This window comes from Sphingomonas lacunae, assembly GCF_012979535.1.
GTDB lineage: Bacteria > Pseudomonadota > Alphaproteobacteria > Sphingomonadales > Sphingomonadaceae > Sphingopyxis > Sphingopyxis lacunae.
Map to the genome: position 1 here is coordinate 1,722,586 of NZ_CP053015.1, position 15,900 is coordinate 1,738,485.

The 15,900-nt window shown below is 61.7% G+C and carries 15 protein-coding genes and 2 tRNA genes; 7 read left to right on the forward strand and 10 right to left on the reverse strand.

Annotation, left to right across the window (positions count from 1 at the left end; all coding sequences use genetic code 11):
* Position 1: 1 nt before the first annotated feature.
* From GV829_RS08285 to GV829_RS14325, 3 genes are read left to right on the forward strand one after another with little or no spacing between them, the layout of a single operon-like run.
* Positions 2-3,493 carry a rod shape-determining protein gene (locus GV829_RS08285; RefSeq protein ID WP_169945716.1) on the forward strand — a complete coding sequence of 1,164 codons (3,492 nt, stop codon included), beginning with the start codon at positions 2-4 and terminating at the stop codon, positions 3,491-3,493.
* A complete protein-coding gene (locus tag GV829_RS08290; RefSeq protein ID WP_169945718.1) occupies positions 3,493-4,536 on the forward strand; it encodes a hypothetical protein in 1,044 nt (347 codons plus the stop codon). Before GV829_RS08285 ends, GV829_RS08290 begins: the two co-directional genes overlap by 1 nt.
* Positions 4,537-4,586: 50 nt before the next feature.
* The gene (locus GV829_RS14325) at positions 4,587-5,405 is read left to right on the forward strand and encodes a DUF805 domain-containing protein (RefSeq protein ID WP_246202787.1); all 819 of its coding nucleotides are present in this window, start codon (positions 4,587-4,589) and stop codon (positions 5,403-5,405) included.
* Here GV829_RS14325 and GV829_RS08300 read toward each other — a convergent pair.
* From GV829_RS08300 to aroA, 8 genes are all read right to left on the reverse strand, one after another.
* The gene (locus GV829_RS08300; RefSeq protein ID WP_212612115.1) at positions 5,402-6,532 is read right to left on the reverse strand and encodes a PepSY-associated TM helix domain-containing protein; all 1,131 of its coding nucleotides are present in this window, start codon (positions 6,530-6,532) and stop codon (positions 5,402-5,404) included. The two genes, GV829_RS14325 and GV829_RS08300, sit on opposite strands and share 4 nt — an antisense overlap.
* A 142-nt stretch (positions 6,533-6,674) precedes the next feature.
* A tRNA-Leu gene (locus GV829_RS08305) sits at positions 6,675-6,758 on the reverse strand.
* Positions 6,759-6,901: 143 nt separating this feature from the next.
* The gene (locus GV829_RS08310; RefSeq protein WP_169945720.1) at positions 6,902-7,183 is read right to left on the reverse strand and encodes an integration host factor subunit beta; all 282 of its coding nucleotides are present in this window, start codon (positions 7,181-7,183) and stop codon (positions 6,902-6,904) included.
* A gap of 261 nt (positions 7,184-7,444) precedes the next feature.
* A complete protein-coding gene (gene rpsA / locus GV829_RS08315; protein WP_169945722.1) occupies positions 7,445-9,166 on the reverse strand; it encodes a 30S ribosomal protein S1 in 1,722 nt (573 codons plus the stop codon).
* Between the two features lie 340 nt (positions 9,167-9,506).
* Positions 9,507-9,665 (reverse strand): hypothetical protein, encoded by a 159-nt coding sequence (locus tag GV829_RS08320; RefSeq protein WP_169945724.1) that lies wholly within the window; start codon positions 9,663-9,665, stop codon positions 9,507-9,509.
* Positions 9,666-9,777: 112 nt separating this feature from the next.
* The gene (locus GV829_RS08325) at positions 9,778-10,407 is read right to left on the reverse strand and encodes a (d)CMP kinase (protein WP_169945726.1); all 630 of its coding nucleotides are present in this window, start codon (positions 10,405-10,407) and stop codon (positions 9,778-9,780) included.
* Positions 10,404-10,682, reverse strand: coding sequence for a CBU_0592 family membrane protein (locus GV829_RS08330; protein WP_169945728.1), 279 nt, complete (start codon positions 10,680-10,682; stop codon positions 10,404-10,406). Before GV829_RS08330 ends, GV829_RS08325 begins: the two co-directional genes overlap by 4 nt.
* A complete protein-coding gene (aroA, locus tag GV829_RS08335; RefSeq protein WP_169945730.1) occupies positions 10,679-12,088 on the reverse strand; it encodes a 3-phosphoshikimate 1-carboxyvinyltransferase in 1,410 nt (469 codons plus the stop codon). Before aroA ends, GV829_RS08330 begins: the two co-directional genes overlap by 4 nt.
* Before the next feature lie 123 nt (positions 12,089-12,211).
* Between aroA and GV829_RS08340 the strand changes: the two genes are divergently transcribed.
* The 3 genes from GV829_RS08340 (at position 12,212) to GV829_RS08350 (ending at position 13,426) form a co-directional block, all read left to right on the forward strand.
* Positions 12,212-12,538, forward strand: a complete 327-nt coding sequence (locus tag GV829_RS08340) for a TIGR02300 family protein (protein WP_169945732.1) — start codon at positions 12,212-12,214, stop codon at positions 12,536-12,538.
* 108 nt (positions 12,539-12,646) lie between these two features.
* Positions 12,647-12,722 (forward strand) — tRNA-Ala (locus GV829_RS08345).
* A 116-nt stretch (positions 12,723-12,838) separates the two neighbouring features.
* A complete protein-coding gene (locus GV829_RS08350; RefSeq protein ID WP_169948131.1) occupies positions 12,839-13,426 on the forward strand; it encodes an HD domain-containing protein in 588 nt (195 codons plus the stop codon).
* Between the two features lie 95 nt (positions 13,427-13,521).
* On the opposite strand, the gene glpX is transcribed toward GV829_RS08350, so the two are convergent.
* Positions 13,522-14,499 (reverse strand): class II fructose-bisphosphatase, encoded by a 978-nt coding sequence (gene glpX / locus GV829_RS08355; RefSeq protein ID WP_169945735.1) that lies wholly within the window; start codon positions 14,497-14,499, stop codon positions 13,522-13,524.
* 80 nt (positions 14,500-14,579) lie between these two features.
* On the opposite strand from glpX, the gene GV829_RS08360 reads away from it, so the two are divergent.
* Positions 14,580-15,041, forward strand: coding sequence for a hypothetical protein (locus tag GV829_RS08360; RefSeq protein WP_169945737.1), 462 nt, complete (start codon positions 14,580-14,582; stop codon positions 15,039-15,041).
* Positions 15,042-15,044: 3 nt separating this feature from the next.
* Here the strand turns inward: GV829_RS08360 and GV829_RS08365 are convergent, their stop codons facing one another.
* Positions 15,045-15,878, reverse strand: coding sequence for a hypothetical protein (locus GV829_RS08365; protein WP_169945739.1), 834 nt, complete (start codon positions 15,876-15,878; stop codon positions 15,045-15,047).
* Positions 15,879-15,900: the final 22 nt, after the last annotated feature.

The window sequence follows — 15,900 nt, forward strand, 5'->3', positions numbered from 1 at the left end:
CATGCCTATCGCCAACCTCCCTCCGCAGCATCCAGGCTCGGAAGTTCCGCCGCAACAGGTCGCAGGCCGTTGGGAAAATGCCGACGTCGGGCTGTTGACCATTGGCCGCGGTCTTAGTGTCGACAATGAACGCGCCTTCCTCGATCCTGAGGAGCCTGTTCGTGCCATCCCCGATCCCTGGGCGCAGGCGCGTACCTTTGGTGAGGCGCTGCTTGACCGCAAGCATACCATCCATGCGCTGGTCATGCCGCAGTGGCGCGGCCTGCTTGCCATGTTCGCACTGCAGGAAATGGCCGGGACAGCCTATGAGCTGATCAGCCGTTCAGCGGCCCTTTCGCCGCCGGGCAGCAACCGGTTCAGCGATGTGCTGCGCGACCTGCGGCCAGAGGTGGCGATTGGCGGACAGGCGCATCTGTGGGAATCGGTTTCAATCTTCGATTGCAGCGGTCGGCCGGTTGCCATGACCAACCCGATCTGTCTGGTGTCGCCCGGTCGATCGGTCAATGACCTTGCCATCCCACAAATCCCTTGGATGCGTAGTGGTATCGTGGACCCTCTCAAGCTTGAGGGTCCGGACGCGCTTTCGGTCACGCAACTGGTCGTACTCGCCGGTTGGCTGGAAAAGCTGGAAACCCACCTCCAAAATCAGGGCGGTGACCCCATCGCCCTTCAGATCGCCCAGCTTTTGGCTGATTATGGCAAGGAGATTGAGGCCGAAATTGGCGAGATTGCCGATATTGAAGTGTCGGTCACGGCATCGAACGAGCAACTGCACCCCCTCTTCGATCCGTTGATGATGCGCGCAACGGTGGCAGGGGACTTGGACCCCTGGATTTTGTCCCGCACCCGTATCCGGCTGGCGGACAACGTTGCCGGAGAGGGCGGCCATTTCAAGGGCATGATCCTGGTTGATGAGGCGATTGCCAGGGTACAGGGGGTCAAGCCGCGGTCGTTGTTCGTCTGGGGCCACACGACATTGTCCGAACTGCTGGTCAACCCGGCGTTGTTGGAGGATGTGCGGACAAAGGCCATGGAGGAAGGCTGGCTGATCGTCACGGGTGATGACCTGATGACCCGCCGCTTGATCAGGCTGCGGTCGCAAAATGAACGGCACGGTCCGGAAATCCAGGCGCATCCGTCGAACCTGCGCGACATGTTGTTGCCCGTCAGGCCGGTGGCGCTGTTAACGGGTGGTGGGCCGCTGTCCGGTCGTTTGAGTTGTCAACTTGGCGGCAATCGTGCTTCGGTGACCTTGTCCATCGTGCTGGAAACCGACCAGCCCGAAGGCCGGCGGATCGACATGACCCGCCATTATGTCGAGGATGCCGGTCCGGGGGATTATCTGCTGGTCACAAAGGTCGACTGGCGTGCCTATTATGCCAGCCTGTGGCCGAACTTCCGGTCTTCGGTGTGGGACCGTTACTATCTGCGGCTCTATTACAAGCCGGGTGCTGTCGATCAGGCACTGCCCCGCACGGGCCTGTCCTGCGAGCATCTGGTTCGCCAGGTGCAACGACATAACTCACCGCAACTGGCCATCAGCAGCCTGCTTGACCTCAATGCCGGTGGCCTGCCCAAGGGTCGGAGCGGTGAGTTTGAGCAGTCGGTTGTACCGGCGAGCGGCGAATTCCATGACGAGATGCTGTTTTCGAACATGCCGTTCGATGCCATCACCTATTTTGAAGGGAGTGGAGAACGCAGCATCAGCTACGCCGGCCTTATCCTGACCCCGCTTGAGGTGAAGGAGCCGAGCAGCAACCAGACATCAGTTGTCGCTATCGACTTTGGCACGACCAATACGGTCGCCTGCCTCGACCGGGCGGGTTCGCGGCCGATCACGTTCCAGCAACGCCTGTTGTTCCCGATCCGCTCGCGTCATCCCGAAACGCATGAAAATGCGCTGTATGACTTCAGGACGAATCTGCCGGCTTTCAAGCCTTCGGAAATGCGCAAGACGCCGACATCAACAGTGGCGTTTGAGCGTTTGCCCTATCAGAGCCATGAGCCGGTCAGCCTGTTCAAGAATCTGATCTATTTTCATCCTGCCCAGTCGATTGCCGAAGGCGGCGAGGACGAGGAATGGCTCGATTTCCAGCGGATTTACGACAATACGCTGTTTGGGCTGAAATGGAGCCATGACGAGCGCAAGTCAGCGGCTGCATCCGACTTCCTCGAACAGTTTCTGACGATGACGGCTGCCGAGGTGCTGGCGGAATCAAAGCGCAATCCACGTCAGATCATGTGGCGTTATTCCGTGCCCGATGCATTCAGCTCCCGCGAGATGAGCCGTTATCGCGAGCATCTGATCGAACGGGTGGCGGCGATTTCAACTGATCTGGGTGAAAAGGCGCTCGATGAATTTTATTCGGAAGGGCTGGCGTCTGCGGTTTGTCTCCTTGATGGGTCCAATCTCAACGCCAAGGGACTCAACATGGTTCTCGATATTGGCGGCGGCACCACCGACGTCACCATCTGGGAAGCCAAGGAGATACGCTGGCGTGGTTCCTTCCGGATAGCAGGGCAGGACTTTTTCACCCGCCTGCTTAGCCAGAACCCGGAGATTTTGCACAAGATTGGACTGGATTCCTGGGGCCGCATGTTCGCTGCCGCGGCCGAGGCGGCGTCTGGCAAGGGGCGGGAAAAGGAGCATGTCGATCTCGCCGAACTGCTGTTCAGCGGCACGGGTACACAGGACAGCGATCTCGACCTGCAAAAGGCGATGGACAAGCATTGGACGCTGACCCTCGCCAAGGGAACCGGAGCGCCTTTGCGCATTGCCGGTCTAACCTTCATCGCCGGGATCGCCTGGTATCTGGGACGTATCGTCAAGCAATTGATCGCCGATGGTACCATTACCGACCCCGAACTTGCGAAGGTCAGCAGCTTTGCTTTGTGTGGACGCGGTGCCGGCCTCTTCAAGCGCATCCATGGCAGGCTGGCACCAGATGACAGCAGCGATTTTACCGCCGCCGTGTCGGTCTTTTCCATCGCGGCGGGCCTCACGGATGCGTCCGAACCACAATTGTTCAGCTGGCAGGACGAGAAATTGGAGGTGGTCCACGGCATGCTGGTCGAGCGGCCGACAATCGATCCCCACGTCAAGAGCGGGGCCCGCCAGGCGCGAACAGACATTCCGGCCGGACTGACGCTGACATTGGCTGACGGCTCCGTCATCGCGCCCGACGCGATTATCACTGGCAGCAGTTTTGATGCCAAAGTGCGGTCGGTGGGTCTTGACGAGTTCCAGGCATTCATCGACGCGCTTCGCGCCGTTGAGGTGATCAAGCTCGATATGGGCGGTGGCAAGCAGCAGGGCGTTTGGAAGTCGCTTGAAGCTGCTGTCGAGAAAAGCATTATCGAGTCCAAACAGGAAGCCGGCGGGGAAACACCGGCCTATGAACCGCCTTTCATTGTCGCCCTCAAGGCGTTGGTCGGGGAATTGGCAGCACCTGCCGAACGGCGTGAACAACGCATCAAGGCGGAGTTGATGTAATGGACAGGCGTTGGCTTTGGGGCATTTTGGGTGTCGTGGCCCTGCTATTGCTGGCGGCAATATTTGTCGTCAGCGGACGCAATGACCTTGGCGTCCTAGAGCGTGCTGAACCGCAGTCGCGTGCTGTGACTCTGGATATGCCGGTGAAGGCCCCGCGGCCAATCGCTGAGGCTGCGGGCCCTTCGGTAGCGCCCAGAGCCGTGGCATCGAAAAATGACGGCCAAACCCTGGGGATTTCGGTCGCCATTTCCTTTGCCTTTTCGTTGATCGCCGCATTTGCAGGGGGCTGGCTTGGTCGCCGCAAACTGCTCGGCGAGTTGTCCGAATTGCGCAGCGACATGGACAGGTTGAAACTCGCCCAGAGCGCGGAACGGACCAAGGAAGCGGCGGAGCAGGCCAACTGGGCCAATTCTCCACAGCATGGGACAATGTCCCCGCAACAGGCTGTGGGCGGATTTTCCCCGGTTCCCCGGTCCAAGCCGACAGGATGGGGCATGATACCTCCGGCGGACAACCGCTCCGACCACGCGGGCTTGACCGGTCATGCCGCTCCGCCGCCCGCTGATCCACCTGCAGTTCCTGTTGAAATGCGCGCACCCCCTCCGGTTGATCCTCATCAGGCCGCCAATCAGGCAGTTGCCGATTTCCAGAACCAGTTCCAGCAATTCCTCGCTGGCGCCAATGTCAGCCAAAAGGCTTATGACAGCTTTGTCAGCCAGTTCGGGCGAACCCGTCTGGTGCACGCGGTGGAAGGCGGGCAGGTGCAGCTTGCCAGCGAGGCTATGGGCACTGAAAAGCTGCTCGCGCTGCAATTGAACGGACATGACCGGATCATCCTGCTGCCTTCATTTTACTTTATCAGCGATTTCAGCAGTTCCTTTGCGAAGAGCCGCGATGTGCCGCGTGAGATCAAGGCAGCCTATGACATTGTCGCCGGCGGCAGTGGTCAGTTGCGGATCAACCGGCTTGGCCTTGTACAGCAACAGGGGGACATTTTGCTGCTCGCCGAGCCGCGCGGCGAGCTGGCCGGCTTCATTGACTGACAAGCGCTGCCGATGTCCGTTCCGCTTTGCAGGGAAGGCCCTTTGCGCGGATGACTGAATCTGATTGGATAGATTTTTCCTTCCGCTTTCAGGGGGAGGGGCATCTGATATGCTCATCAGACGACGCCTGGGCCCATATTGCTTCGGGTGCGCTCACCCCCTCGACCCGCGTCACCGCCTTTCTGCCAAGCGGACGCAAGGTGATGGATGCCGGTGATCTGCCGCACTTGCGGTTTGCCTCACACAAGGCTGCAACGGAGCCAGTCGACACCGCTCCGACACACGGCCTGGTCAGCGATGGCGAGGTGGAACAGGCGGCAGCGGAGCCCCTGTTGCAATCGACGCAGGCAGCTGGACCCGAGGCCATGGAAACGTCAGAGCCTGCCAAGCCAATAGGTCGCAAGGCTCCACCTGTATCTACCGTGTTCAAAAAGGAACGTGTGACGGCAGCGCGGGCGCCTGCTCCGGCCGGACCGCCTCCGCGCTGGCTGGCGGACCCGGTGTGGATTCAGCCATTGCACCGCTATGCGGAGTTTGACGGTCGTTCGACCCGGCTCGAATATTGGAGCTACAGCCTCGCACTCTTCATTGCGCTGCTGGTGATCCTCCTTTTCGCCGAGGCCGTCGGTGACACCCTGGGAGCGATTGTCGTTACCATCGTGGTCCTCGCAACGATCATCCCGCATGTGGCGCTCACAGTGCGCCGATTGCATGACATGAACGCATCGGGATGGCTGCTGGTGCTGATGATTGTGCCGCTGGTGATTGGTGGGCCGGTGGCGACGTTGGCCAACATCGGATTGCTGGTGATCATGACTTTGCCGGGAACAGCGGGGCCGAACAGCTACGGGCCACCTTCGTTGCGCTAGCCCCTGGTTGGCCTCTGGGGTGTCGCCCGGCGATGGCGCAATCGCCACCGCCACAGGCCGCTGCCAAACAGCAGCAAGGGCAACAGGCCGACCAGCACTGTCGCGAGGCGGGTTGCCATGCCACCAAAGGACCCGTCGTGGAGCGGGTGGAGCCAGTTGTTGACACGGCTGTGCGGTCCCGCGCGTGCGGCGTCCTTGACCATGATCTGCCCTGCATCATACCGGCTGACCAGAACGAAGCTGTGCGGGAAGCGCCGGCTGGGATCAGACCGTTGTTGCAACCGGATACGGTAACAACAGTCACCGGCTCCCGGTATTTCGATCCAGGCCAGCCGCGCATTGGGCAAGGCGCGTTGGGCAGTTGCCGCAGCCTGTGATGGGGGCAGATCCGGGCCGGTGCTGGCTGTGAGCTGTTTGCTGTCCGGTGCAGGATCTGGCGGCCCGAGCAGCGGGGTCAGCATGGTCTCGCTCTCAGCAGGCAGGGCCAGCATCGCCCCAGTCATGCACAGCAAGGCAAGCGGAATCAAAGCGGCCAGTCCGGTCAGCTTATGCATGTCCCGCAAACGGCGCACCGCAGGAGCTTGGCGCCGGTGCCGCAGCGCCTTGCGCAGCGATCCTTTCGGCCACCATGCCGCCAGACCGGATAGCAGCAACAGCGTGGTTGCGATGCCCAGCCACCCAACAATGATCGCGCCGATATGCTCGCCGAGCAGGCGGTAGTGAAAGTCATAGACCAGCGTCATGGCATAATCGCCCCACCAGTCTTGTCGCACTATCTGTTGACCATCGGCAGACAGCCACACCATCATTGGCGCAAAAGCGCGGCCGTCCGTTTCAGGCGGATTATAGTAACGGGCTGGTATCGGGCCAGCGGCGCCGGTGACTTCAAACCGCCAGGGGCCATGCTTGTCGGTATAGGTTTCACGCAGGACGATGATCGCCCGATCATAAGACGCCAGTGAAGCAGTGCGCGGATCGTCCATCTCCGGATGCAACATTGCGTCAATCTCGGGATAAAAGACGAGCGCAGAGCCAGACAGGGCGATCAGGCAAAAGACAGCGCCGACGCTGAGGCCCATCGACAGGTGAAGCCAACGCAGCAATCGGCGCCACGGCAGCTCGGTCACCTGACAGGAACCCCGCAGCGGCAGTCATGATTGCGGCTCAATGTCCGAACCCCTTTCATCATGCCGGTTCCATAGGGGAAACGCGCGCTCAAGTCATCTCGCGCCTGCCAAACTCTCTGCGGCATGCACTGCATCGCCAAGCTGGTGCGGACGGCGGGACTCGAACCCGCACTTCAGAGAAAACAGATTTTAAGTCTGTCGCGTCTACCGGTTTCGCCACGTCCGCACGGGCTCGCCTGTCTGTTGCAGCGATCGTGCGCCATGGCAAGTGGCCGGCCCGGTGGTTGGGCACAGGGACGGCCTTTCAATGTCTGGCCGCAGTGTCGGCGATCAATAGGACCAGCTCGAACGTCTGCGCTTCCTGACTGGTCAGTCGCTGTTCAGGCGAGAACGGATCTCCTTGCCCGCCTTGAAATAGGGCACATTTTTGGCCGGGATGGAGACAATCTCACCAGTCCTGGGGTTGCGGCCTTCGCGCGCATCGCGGCTGCGCGTCGAGAAAGTGCCGAAACCGCGCAGTTCCACCCGGCCGCCCTGTGCTAGATGATCGATGATGGTTTCAAAGAAAGAGTCGGTCACCGCTTCAATCTCGGCAGGACGAAGGCCGGGATTTTCTGCGGCCAGTCGTTGTACCAGTTCAGACCGGATCATTGCATATTTTCCTTATCGTTGGGCGAGCCCGCTGGGCGATGCGACCCGCCCCAACTACAGGAAAACAACGCGCGACAACGCACGTCATGGTCCCTGGGGAGGTAACGGTCGATCCACCCATATTCGACCGTTACCCAATGGTATAGAATAGCATCATCCAAATCAATATGCCCTGATTCGGCATGTTGGTGGGCAACTGGAGGCAGAAAAAAAGGGCGGCACATTGGCCGCCCTTTCCTTTTTCTTTGCTTTGCGAGGCAATTAGCCTTCGCGCTTGGCCTTGAGCGCTTCGCCTAGAATATCGCCAAGCGATGCACCCGAGTCCGACGAGCCATATTGTTCGACAGCCTGCTTTTCTTCGGCAATCTGCATGGCCTTGATCGAGAAGTTCGGCTTCTTCGACCGGTCGAAACCGATGACCATGGCGTCGAACTTCTGGCCCGACTGGAAACGGTCGGGACGCTGTTCGTCACGATCGCGGCCAAGGTCGGTGCGCTTGATGAAGCCGGTCGCGCCATCTTCGCCAACCTGCACTTCAAGGCCGCCGTCACGCACTTCGAGCACGGTGACGGTAACGACTTCATTCTTGCGCAGGCTCGAACCGGCCGAACCGCCACCGGCAGCGGCAGCAGCGCTCGGGGCACCCTTTTCAAGCTGCTTCATGCCCAGGCTGATGCGTTCCTTCTCGACATCGACATCAAGGACGACGGCCTGGACGGCTTCACCCTTGCGATGCAGCGCCAGCGCTTCCTCGCCCGAGATGCCCCATGCGATGTCCGACATGTGGACCATGCCATCGACGTCGCCCGGCAGACCGATGAACAGACCGAATTCCGTTGCGTTCTTGACCTCGCCTTCGACAACGGTGCCAACCGGGTGCGATTCCGCAAAGGCTTCCCACGGGTTCGACTGTGCCTGCTTGAGGCCGAGCGAAATGCGGCGCTTGTCGCTGTCGACTTCGATGATCGACACTTCGACTTCCTGGCTGGTCGAAACGATCTTGCCCGGATGGACGTTCTTCTTGGTCCAGGACATTTCCGAAACGTGGACCAAGCCTTCGATACCAGGCTCCAGTTCGACGAACGCACCATATTCGGTGATGTTGGTGACGCGACCGCTGAACTTGCCACCGATCGGATACTTGGCCATCGCGCCTTCCCACGGATCCGATTCCAGCTGCTTCATGCCCAGGCTGATGCGCTGCGTGTCGCGGTTGATGCGAACGATCTGGACGCGGACGGAATCGCCGATGGCGATTACTTCGCTCGGGTGGTTGACGCGCTTGTAGCTCATGTCGGTGACATGGAGCAGGCCGTCGATGCCGCCCAAGTCAACGAACGCACCATAATCGGTGATGTTCTTGACGACGCCTTCGATCACCTGGCCTTCGGTCAGGTTCTGGATCAGGCCTGACCGCTGTTCAGCGCGGGTTTCTTCAAGGATGGCGCGGCGCGACACGACGATGTTGCCACGGCGGCGATCCATCTTGAGGATCTGGAACGGCTGCGGCAGGTCCATCAGCGGCTGCACATCGCGAACCGGGCGGATATCGACCTGCGAACCCGGAAGGAACGCCACGGCGCCGCCGAGGTCAACGGTGAAACCACCCTTGACGCGGCCAAAGATGACGCCTTCGACGCGGCCTTCCTTGGTGAATTCTTCTTCGAGACGATCCCAGGCGGCTTCGCGACGAGCGCGGTCGCGGCTGAGCATCGCTTCGCCCATGGCGTTTTCGACGCGGTCGACAAACACTTCGACTTCGTCCCCGACCTTCAGGTCAGCCTTCTGGCCCGGCATGGCGAATTCGCGCAGCGGCACGCGGCCTTCGCTCTTCAGGCCGACGTCAATGACGGCGAGGTCGTTTTCAATGGCGGTAATGGTGCCCTTTACGACGCGCCCTTCAAACTGGGTGTCGGCACCGCCGAGCGTCTCGTTGAGCAGGGCCGCGAAATCGTCGCGGGTAGGATGAGCCGAAGAGGCCATGGTTGGAGTTCCTTACATTTCTATTCCGGCCGCCAGGTTGGTTCCCGGGGTCTTGTGGCCGAACATCCCCGTCTGGCCGGATTGCCAAACGGGTATCGCACGTCCTTGCGGTTGGTGACGGTGGACTGGCTGGCGCATGTGAAAAAGCACGAAGGCAGGGCGGCACACCCTCTTGAGCGGACCACCTTGCTTCCGTTGCCGGATCATTGCGCCGGGGCTGCCTCGTGCAGGGCTGCTCATTTCCCGGTCATCGTCACCGGACCACAAGACCGGTTGATGCGCGCGCCCCTAACCCAAAAATACGCGAACAGCAAGCATTTCCGGCCTTGGGGCCTCGTTATCAGCGGCTGTTGCGCTGGCTCCAGCGGGTGAAGCGCCACCAAAGGGGGCCCGGTCCCGCGATAAGGTCGAGCCACGGCGCAGCCCCTGTCTTGAGCCCGGCCAGCCAGTCACCACTGCCGCGAAGGGCTGATGCGGCCTTCATCGCCATCGCTGTCATCGTCAACGTCCCCGTTTTCCGCGGGATTGGCCCGCCGACAGTAGGGCATTAGCCGGTCAAGGCGAAAGCCCTGTGACAGATGTGTGACACTATTGTGACAGGGCGGGCGGGCTCAGCTACCCCTGCGTAGCGCGGCCTCGACGATGAGGATGGCGGCGGCGATGGCCTCTTCCCGGTTGAGATTGCTGGTGTCGAGCAGCACCGCGCCGGGGGCCTGTTCGAGCGGCGCGGCGGCGCGGTTGCGGTCACGCTCGTCGCGCGCTGCGAGATCGGCGGCAATCGATTCGCGGGAAGCCACCCCGCCACTCGCCTGCATCTCCTTCCAGCGCCGGTCGGCCCGCGCATCGACCGAAGCGGTAACGAACAGCTTGGCATCGGCATCGGGCGCGATCACCGTCGCAATGTCCCGCCCGTCGAGCACCGCGCCGCCGGGTTGCGTTGCAAAGGCGCGTTGCCGCTCGAACAGGGACTTGCGCACTGCCGGATGAATGGAGACGCGGCTGGCCAGGCCACCGGTTGCCTCATCGCGCAGAATGGGGTCATCGAGCAGCGCATCGGCAAAGCCGCACGCAGCCAGGGCATCGCCCGCGTCATCCGGATTGCCGCCATTCAGCGCCACCTGGCGGCCGACCGCCCGATAAAGCAAGCCGGTATCTAGGTGCGGCAGGCCATAATGCGCGGCCAATGCCTTGGCGATGGTGCCCTTGCCCGAAGCGGTCGGGCCGTCGACGGCGATGATCATGCTGGCTGGTCCTTTGGTCGCTGTCGTTCCCAAACCGCCTTGCCGAGACCGAGAAGGGCGATCGTTCCCCACGCTGCCTCCAATACAAAGGCGGCTAGGTTGAAATGCACCGACAGCGAAATCAGCAAGAGAATGGCCCCGGCAAGGTTGATCGCGTTGAACCAAAGCTGGTTCAGCGTTTTGGCAATATTGGCATAGGCAAAACCGCCGACGAAAAGCGCACTGCCGATCAGGCCGATAATGTCGGCGGCGAGGGGACTGATCCAATCGGTCATCCTGCCAGATCCCTCAGCATCGCCTGGAAGGTCGGGAAGCTCGTCGCCACCGGGCTCATGTCGTCGATGGTCAGGCCGCCGCGCGTGTTGAGGCCGGCGATGGCAAAGCTCATGGCGATGCGGTGGTCGAGTTCGGCATGGATCATCACCTCGCCATTGCCGCCCGCCAGTGGCTCGCCGCCTGATCCGGTGATGCTGATCGCGTCCTCGCGCTCGTCGAGATGGACGCCGAGCCGGGCAAGGCCGCCTGCCATGATCGCCAGACGGTCCGATTCCTTGACGCGCAGCTCGTCGAGGCCGTGCGCGTGGGTTACCCCCTGCGCCATGGCGGCGGCGACGAAGAAGATCGGATATTCGTCGATCATGCTCGGCGCGACTTCAGGCGGCACGTCTATGCCGGTCAGCACCGAATGGCGCGCGACAATGTCTGCCACCGGCTCGCCGCCGACTTCGCGTTCATTCTCGAAGGTCAGATCGGCACCCATGGCGACGAGCACATTGAAAATGCCGGCGCGGGTCGGGTTCATGCCGACATTGGTGACGCGCACTTCGCTGCCCGGCGTGATCAGCGCGGCGACAACCGGGAAGGCAGCTGAGGAGGGGTCGCCGGGAACGTCGATGGTCTGCGGCTTCAGCTCGGCCTCGCCCATAAGACGGATGATGCGGGTGCCGTCTGCCTCGACCTCGACCGACAGGTCCGCGCCAAAGCCGCGCAACATCCGCTCGCTATGGTCGCGGGTCGGGACCGGCTCTATCACTTCGGTGATGCCCGGCGTGTTGAGACCGGCAAGCAGGATCGCTGACTTTACCTGTGCCGATGCAACCGGCAGGCGGTAGGACAGCGGCACGGCGGGGACGATGCCGCTCATCGTCAGCGGCAGGCGGCCACCGGGTGCGGGGGAAAAAGTCGCCCCCATCAGCGACAGCGGGTCGATCACGCGGCCCATGGGGCGCTTCGACAGGCTGGCGTCGCCGATGAAGGTGGCGGTGATGGCATGGCTGGCGACGAGGCCCATCAGCAGGCGCGTCGAAGTGCCGCTGTTGCCCATGTCGAGCGCGGTCTGCGGTTGCAGGAGCCCGCCGACGCCGACGCCGTGGATGGTCCACAGCCGATCCGGGCCCGCACCGCCCTGTCCGGCATGACCGCCGCCGATGCCTGCATCGGGGGAAAGCCCCCCGCCGTCAGGCGGGATGATGACCGCTCCCATCGCGCGCATGGCGGCGGCGGTGGACATCACATCCTCACCCTCCAGCAGGCCGGTGACGCGGCTTTCGCCAACGGCGAGCGCCGAAAGCATCAGCGATCGGTGGCTGATCGATTTGTCGCCCGGCACACGGACGGTGCCGGTCAGGGGGCCGGAAGGCGCGAAGGTCGCGGGGGCGGGCTGGGACGATGTGTGGCTCATGGATGGCGCGGCTTTTGACAGCGCGGCGGCTTTCTGGCAAGGCGCACGCGGATTCGATCCGGCCACTGTCTTTTCGGGCAGCAAAGGGCCGGAAAGGGATATTTTCAGCGAGTTGACAGACATATGACCAAGCCGGAATGGGGCACCAAGCGCAGCTGTCCCAAATGCGCCACGCGTTTTTATGACCTCATGAAGGATGAGCCCGTCACCTGCATCAACTGCGGTCATGCCTGGCATCCTGAGCCCGTGCTCAAGTCGAAGCAGCCGATGCCGTTCGAGCAGCTCAAGCCCGGCGTGGTGGAAGTCGTCGATGACGAAGCTGGCGTCGATGCCGATCTGGATCTCGACGTCGATGTCGATGACGACAATGTCTCGCCCGACAATGATGTCGACCTCGGCGGCGACGATGATCTTGGCGTGGCCGCGGAAACCGGCGACGACGACGTCTGATGCAAAAAATTTGCCGGCAGGGGCATTTTTGCCCTTGCCAGCATCGGCGCCTCTCCACTAGAGGGCGCCTCTCACCGCCGCGGTCACCCAGGCTCGGCAGACGGACGTGGGGCCTTAGCTCAGCTGGGAGAGCGCTACAATGGCATTGTAGAGGTCAGCGGTTCGATCCCGCTAGGCTCCACCAGTCCCTCCAAAAGCCCCGCTCCGGCGGGGCTTTTTTGTTGGTCCCGGTCCTGTGCTTGCCCTCTACCAGTCCATGTGTATCCTGCTGGCAAAGCAGCACGTTGGCGGAGAGAGATGATGAATGATCAAGTGATGGATCGCGCCAAGTTTCACGCGATGACCGAGGGCACACAGGCCGACTGGGATATCATTCGCGGTGAGGCTCTGGTCCATTCGCCGCAGGGTGGAAAGCGGGTTCTGGACCATCTGCGCTTGCTCGACGGCGATGTCGGCGGCTATCCGGTCGACCGCTTCACCCACAGTCTGCAAACGGCAACGCGCGCCTATCGTGACGGACGCAGCGAATCCTATATCGTCATGGCACTGTTGCACGACATCGGAGATACGCTCGGTGCCTATAACCACCCGGACATCGCCGCCGCGATCATCAAGCCCTTTGTCTCCGAGGAAGAGCATTGGATCTGCGAGCAGCATGGCATCTTCCAGGGCTATTATTTCTTCGAATATCTCGGCCTCGATAGGGACATGCGCGAGCAGTACCGCGGCCACCCGCATTTCGAGGCCTGTGCCGACTTTTGCGCCAAATATGACCAGAACAGCTTTGACCCCAACTATGACACTGCCCCGCTCGAATTTTTCGAGCCGATGGTCATGAAGCTGTTCGAAAAGCCCAAGAGGAGCATTTACAAACGTGCCCTGGCCTGAGCCCGCTTGCACATACGGGAAAAGGGCGGCCGTCGCATTTGCGCAGCCGCCCTTTCACCATGCAAATTGCTCTATGCTTGCCGGCTTGGCCGTGCTCAGTCCTTCTGGCGGTGCTGGCTCTTGACCCAGCGGACCGTCTGGCTGCTGGCGCGCATCACGATGCTTTCCGTGGTCAGGATACCGCCACGCTTGCGCTTGACGCCTTCTAACAGTGAACCGTCGGTGACGCCGGTGGCGGCGAAGATGACATCGCCCTTGGCCAGTTCCTCGAGGCTGTAGACCTTGTCGAGATCGGTGATGCCCCATTTGCGGGCGCGGGCGCGCTCATCCTCGTTGCGGAAAACCAGGCGTCCTTGGAACTGGCCACCGACGCAGCGCAAGGCAGCGGCCGCGAGCACGCCTTCGGGAGCGCCGCCCTGGCCCATATACATATCGACCGTCGTTTCCGGGTCGGTGGTGGCAATGACGCCTGCCACATCGCCGTCCGGGATCAGCACGATGCCGCAGCCAAGGCTGCGCAGCTCGCTGATGATCGGCTCGTGACGCGGGCGGTCGAGGACGCAGACGATGATGTCTGACGGCGCCACACCCTTCGCATTTGCGACGGCGGTGACATTCTCGGTGACGCTCTTGTTGAGGTCGATGATGCCCTCGGGATAGCCGGGGCCGACGGCCAGCTTGTCCATATAGGTGTCCGGCGCATTGAGCAGACCGCCCTCTTCGGCAATCGCCAGCACGGCGAGGGCGTTGGGGCCAGCCTTGGCGGTGATCGTCGTGCCTTCCAGCGGATCGAGCGCGATGTCGATCTTGGGACCGGTGCCGGGGGCGCTGCCGACCTTTTCGCCGATATAGAGCATCGGCGCTTCGTCACGCTCGCCTTCGCCGATGACGACGGTCCCGTCCATGGCCAGTTCGTTGAGCGCGGCGCGCATCGCTTCGACGGCAGCGGCGTCGGCGGCCTTCTCATCGCCTCGCCCGATCAGCTTGGAGGCATTGATGGCGGCGGCTTCGGTCACGCGGACCATTTCAAGCACCAGTACGCGGTCGAGGATTTGACTTGCCTTGGTCGTCATGGTCGCAGATACCTTCCAGTGGCAGGGTGATCTTTTGGGGGCTCGCTTAGGCGAGGGGATGGCTTATGTCGAGGCGGTCAATGATCGCAACAGGTTACGGCTTTGTAACCATCGCAACCATTTCTGCCGGTTTGCCCAATCAGGCCGTCGCACAGCAGGCGGTGACATTGACTGCACCATCCAGCGAGACGCCAGTCGACTATATCGCCAACGCCAGGCGCTTTGCGCGCATCCGTACCCATGAGGATTGCCGGGCAGAGGCCGCGGCAACCAGCGACATCGTCGTTTGCGGCCGGCAACAGGATGAAGGGCTGCCCTTGCCAGAGATTTACGGCCCGGTTGCGGGGTCTACCGATGGCGCCGCAGTGGATCCGCGCGGCGAGCCATGCGGCGCTTCGATTTCCGGGCAATGCTACTCCGGGGTGGATTTGCCGCAATTGCTGGGTGCGGCGGTGAATGTTGTCGGCCTGATCATCGATCCCGACAGGAATCTGGGCGAGGGGACGCGCGTGCCTGAACGGTTTCGCGGTGCCAATCGCTAAGGTCTATTCAAAGGCGGTGACGTCAGTATCATTGGCCAGTTCGCGGTAGAGACCACCCGAAACGATCAGGTAAAGCGCCATCAGTGCCAGCTCGACGAGCATCCAGCCCAATGTGATCACCCGGTCCTGCCAGCCGAAATCATAGGTGCCGACGATCAGGCCGACGCCCGCTGTGATAAACAGTGCCATCACACCCAGACCGATCAGCTGGAACAGCAGCAGATAGAAAAATATCCGCCATTGCGCCTGTCCGGTCAGCCGCCAGGACCGCGCGAGGGCAGGGAAGGGGTTGAGGCCGCCGGTCGCCGCCATTGCCGGACCAGCCATGCACAGCCGTGCGTTGAACCAAAGCAATGCCATCGCATTGAGCAGGCCGATGACCAGCATTGGCAGGGGGCTGATCGAGCCTGATTCTATCGCGGTGGCCACCATCGCCATCATCAGGGCAAACGGCAGGTTGATCGTCACATACATGGCAAAGGCGATGATGACCGAAATCAACGCCGCGACAAGGCCATACATGACCTCTCCGATCACGCCATCGCGGGAGGCGGGCAGCACGGCATTCCACCAGGCAAAGGCCACACCGACATAGGCAATGGAAGAGAAAAGGAAGAGCGAGAGAATGGTCCAGGGCGTTTCCGACGAAGCGGCAAACACGCCCTGATCGGCGATCAACGCGAAGAAGGTGCGGAAATTTGATCCGTCGTGGATCGAAAACAGCAGAAAAGGAATGACCAGCGCCAAGCCAAGATAGATGGCGGCAGTCCTCCGGTCGCCGAACAAGAGAGCCACACCCTGATTCCAGGCGCTGCGCATCGAAATGCCATGCATCATTTACCCTCGTATCAGATGGATG